4 protein-coding genes are annotated in these 4,070 nt (G+C 75.1%); 2 read left to right on the forward strand and 2 right to left on the reverse strand.

Features of this window, described 5'->3' with window-relative positions; translation table 11 throughout:
- Together WMI84_RS17210 and WMI84_RS17215 are read right to left on the reverse strand one after the other, a co-directional pair.
- Positions 1 to 180: hypothetical protein (locus tag WMI84_RS17210; protein ID WP_347355001.1), on the reverse strand; the 180-nt coding region annotated here is incomplete at its 3' end.
- A gap of 192 nt (positions 181 to 372) precedes the next feature.
- A complete protein-coding gene (locus WMI84_RS17215) occupies positions 373 to 2,073 on the reverse strand; it encodes a glycoside hydrolase family 13 protein (protein ID WP_347355004.1) in 1,701 nt (566 codons plus the stop codon).
- 147 nt (positions 2,074 to 2,220) lie between these two features.
- On the opposite strand from WMI84_RS17215, the gene WMI84_RS17220 reads away from it, so the two are divergent.
- Positions 2,221 to 3,075 carry an LLM class flavin-dependent oxidoreductase gene (locus WMI84_RS17220; protein WP_347355002.1) on the forward strand — a complete coding sequence of 285 codons (855 nt, stop codon included), beginning with the start codon at positions 2,221 to 2,223 and terminating at the stop codon, positions 3,073 to 3,075.
- Positions 3,076 to 3,108: 33 nt separating this feature from the next.
- A complete protein-coding gene (locus WMI84_RS17225; RefSeq protein WP_347355003.1) occupies positions 3,109 to 3,867 on the forward strand; it encodes an enoyl-CoA hydratase/isomerase family protein in 759 nt (252 codons plus the stop codon).
- The last annotated feature ends 203 nt before the right edge of the window (positions 3,868 to 4,070 follow it).

Raw genomic sequence — 4,070 nt, forward strand, 5'->3', positions numbered from 1 at the left:
AGCCGCCGCGTTGGCCAGGGTTCGCCGCCCTAGGCCGGCGACCCGCACCACCCGGTCCTGCACGACGGGCTGGACGGCGACCAGGTGCGCGCCGCCCTGCTCGGTCGTGGTCACCAGGTAGGCGAAGTCGTGCCGGCCGGCCGCCGCGGCGAGCTCGGCCAGGTCGATCGGGATGCTCATGGCACCACGCTATGCCTCCCGGCCCGCTCCGCCTCCCCGCGCGGGCGACGACCCCGGCCCGTGCCGACGGACGACCGTTGCTCGACGACACGCCGGTGGACAGGCCTGTCCGACGCCGGCCCGAGGACCAATGGTCGTCGGTCTGCACGCGGCGCCGCCGCGCCGGGCATGGGCCCGACGAAGCGGGGCGAGTCAGGGCCAGCGGGCCCAGACCGTGGTGTCCGTCGGCACCGCCCCACCCGGACCGAGCGGGCCGGAGGCGACCAGCACCGCGGCGCCCTCGGGCAGCCGCACCGGGTCGGCGCCGAGGTTGGCCACCACCAGTACCCGGGCCCCCTCGGGACCGGTGCTCTCGAGCGCGACGACGTGGGCGGCATACCCCTCGACGAGGGCGAGCGACCCGCGCCCCAGGCCCAGCTCGCGGCGCAGGCGCAGCAGCGTGCGGTAGAGCTCGAGCGTCGAGCCGGCCACCCTGAGCTGCTGGTCGACCGCGTAGTCGCCGTAGACCTCCGGCTGCGGCAGCCAGGTGTGGGCCGACGGCCCGAAGCCGAAACCCGGCGCGTCCCGGAGCCAGGGCATCGGGACGCGACAGCCGTCGCGGCCGAGCTCCGCACCCCCGGAGCGCAGGTACGTCGGGTCCTGCCGGGACGAGTCGGGCATCGCCGTCGACTCGGGCAGCCCGAGCTCCTCGCCCTGGTAGAGGTAGGCACCCCCCGGCAGGGCGAGCATCAGCGTGGTCGCGGCACGCGCCCGCCTCAGGCCGAGGGCCCGGTCCGGCTGGGGGTCCCCGGCGCCGATCCCGTTGCGGCGCCTCGTCCCCGGTGCGTACCCGAGTCGCGTCGCGTGCCGCACGACGTCGTGGTTGGACAGCACCCAGGTCGCCGGCGCCCCGACGGCGTCGGTGGCCGCGAGCGAGGCCCGGATGACCGCGACGAGGTCCGCCGCGATCCAGGGGGCGAGCAGGAAGTCGAAGTTGAAGGCCTGGTGCATCTCGTCCGGGCGGGTGTAGCGCGCGGCCCGCTCCGGGGGCTCGACCCAGGCCTCGGCGCAGAGGATGCGGGCCGGAGTCCCGTAGGAGTCGCAGACCGCGCGCCACGACCGGTAGATCTCGTGGACGCCGTCCTGGTCCCAGCAGGGGGAGTGGTGGGTCGGCACCGGCGCGGCCCGGTCCCGGACGTGGGCCGCGGCCTCCTCCGCATCGTCGAGCGGGTCGGTCGGCCTCGTCCAGTCGGGCAGGCCGGGCTGCTTGACCAGCCCGTGCGCGACGTCCACGCGGAAGCCGTCGACCCCCCGGTCGAGCCAGAAGCGCAGTACCGACTCGAACTCGGCGCGCACCTCGGGACTGGCCCAGTTGAAGTCGGGCTGCTTCACGTCGAACAGGTGCAGGTACCACTGGCCCGGCCGGCCGTCGGGCTCGGTCACCCGGGTCCAGGCCGGTCCGCCGAAGACGGACTCCCAGTTGTTCGGGGGCCTCGTGCCGCCCGGGCCCCGGCCGGGCCGGAAGTAGTAGCGCTCGCGCTCCGGGGAGCCCGGAGCGGCCGCGAGGGCCGCCCGGAACCAGGGGTGCTCGTCGGAGGAGTGGTTCGGCACCAGGTCGACGATCACCCTCAGGCCCAGCGCGTGGGCCCGGGCCACGAGGGCGTCCGAGTCGGCCAGCGTGCCGAAGCGCGGGTCGACGTCGCGGTAGTCGGCGACGTCGTAGCCGGCGTCGGCCTGCGGGCTCGGGTAGAAGGGGGAGAGCCAGATCGCGTCGACACCCAGCTCGCACAGGTACTCCAGCCGGGCCGTGATCCCGGGCAGGTCACCCAGGCCGTCGCCGTCGGAGTCGGCCCACGAGCGGGGATAGATCTGGTAGCTGACGGCCGAACGCCACCAGGCCGGGTCGCGGTCCATCGGGTGCAGGGGAACGCCGGCTCGGATGACGGGATGCGGGAGGCTGCGGGGCACGGGCCTCAGTCTGCGGCCCTCGATGGCGGGATGCCAGCCGCGCAAGGCCTTGGAGACGTGGTCGTTGTCGGGGTCGACTGGTAGGCATGGATCATGCACTTCGGGTTCGTCGTCCCGTATGCCGCTGAGCGGGCTTTCGTGGACCTCGCCGGGTTGGGCGAGCGGCAGGGTTGGGACGGCGTCTTCACGTGGGAGGCGCTCTACGGGGTGGACGCCTGGGTGACGCTCGGAGCGGCCGCGATCACGACCGAACGGATCCGGCTCGGCACCCTGTTGACGCCCGCTTCGCGCCACCGGCCGTGGGACCTCGCGAGCCGGGTGGGCTCGGTCGACCGGCTCAGCGGCGGGCGGGTCGTCATGTCGGTCGGCCTCGGGGCGCTGCACGACGGCTGGCTCGCCTTCGAGGCCGACGAGGGGCGGGCCGCGCGAGCCCGCAAGCTGGACGAGTCGCTCGCGATCTTCGCCGGGCTGCTCGAGGGTGGGCAGCCGTTCTCCTACGAGGGCCGCTACTACTCGGCGCGGCCCAACACGTTCATGCTGCCGCCGCTGACTCCGTCGCGGCCGCACCCGCCGGTGTGGGTCGTCGGGGCGCAGACGCCCGGTCCGGGGCGCCAGCGCTCGCTCGAGCGGGCCGCGCACTGGCAGGGCCTGATCCCGGCCCTCGGCGGCGAGGGCAGCGGCGGGGTGCGGCGGGTCGAGGACTTCGCCGCTCACGTCGCGGCCGTGCGGGCGATCCGCGATGAGCAGGGGCTGCCCTGGCCGGGTTACGACGTCGTGGTCGAGGCCGACTCGTACGGCCGGTTCGCCGCGCTCGAGCCGACCGACCGGTCGGCCTGGGTCGATGCGGGGGCGACGTGGTGGATCGAGAGCTGGTGGGACGTTCCGCAGGGGCCCGAGGGTCTGGCCGAGGTGCGTCGCCGGGTCGCGGCCGGCCCACCGGTAGCCTGACTGTCTGACCCCCGTGCTGCGAAGGAGACGACGATGTCCGACGACCTGGTCCGGCTGGCCGTGATCGAGGGCTTGGCCACCGTCGAGCTCAACCGGCCCGAGGCGTCCAACGCGCTCAGCCTGCCGTTGGCCCGGCAGCTGGAGACCGTCGTCGAGCGGCTGGCCGGGCCGGACGTGCACGCCGTGCTGCTGACCGGCGCGGGCAAGCGCTTCTGCGCCGGTGGCGACGTCCGCTCGTTCGTCGCCGCCGAGGACCAGTCGGCCTTCCTGGAGGAGCTCGCGAGCACCGCGGACCGGGCGTTGCAGCGGCTGGCCGAGCTCGACAAGCCCGTCGTGGCGGCAGTCCAGGGTGCTGTCGCGGGTGCGGGACTGGCCGTCATGCTCAGCTGCGACGTGATCGTGGCCGCGGCCGGCACCAAGTTCGTCACGGCCTACGCCGGGATCGGGCTGACCCCCGACTGCGGCCTGTCCTGGCTGCTGCCGCGTGCCGTCGGCCAGCAGCGCGCCCTCGAGCTGCTGCTGACCGGGCGCACCCTCACGGCCCGGGAGGCCTGCGACTGGGGCCTGGTCACCGAGGTCGTCGACGATGCCGCACTGCCGGGCCGGGCTCGAGAGCTCGCGGCCGCCCTCACGACGGGTCCGTGGACGGCGCTCGGGCAGGCGCGCCGCCTCGTCCGGTCCTCCTACGCGGCCTCCCGGGCGCAGACGGGTGCCGACGAGGCGCGCACCATCGCCGCGGCCGTCCGGACCGAGCAGGCCCAGCGGCTCATCGGGGCCTTCGTGTCGCGTTGAGTCTCGGCGTGACGTCGTCGGCAGGGACGTCACGAGGGTCTGGGCGCCGGGAGCAGGACTGGGTCGGCCGGCAGTCGGGCGTGCGGTGTCGGGTCAGCCGGTGCGGTCGGGGAGCTGCCGGGGTTCCGTGCGGCACGACCGGCGTCGGCGCCGCGCGGGTGGGGCGGCTGGGACTGGTGTGGCTGGGCGTTGGTCTGGTCGCG

Source organism: Intrasporangium sp. (assembly GCF_039812505.1).
In the GTDB taxonomy this organism is placed as follows: Bacteria; Actinomycetota; Actinomycetes; order Actinomycetales; family Dermatophilaceae; genus Intrasporangium_A.

What these genes read in the sequence shown, in the direction of transcription:
- WMI84_RS17220 (WP_347355002.1), top strand. Translation starts at nt 2,221, where the DNA reads ATGCACTTCGGGTTCGTCGTCCCGTATGCCGCTGAGCGGGCTTTCGTG.
- WMI84_RS17225 (WP_347355003.1), top strand. Translation starts at nt 3,109, where the DNA reads ATGTCCGACGACCTGGTCCGGCTGGCCGTGATCGAGGGCTTGGCCACC.
- WMI84_RS17215 (WP_347355004.1), bottom strand. Translation starts at nt 2,073, where the DNA reads ATGGACCGCGACCCGGCCTGGTGGCGTTCGGCCGTCAGCTACCAGATC.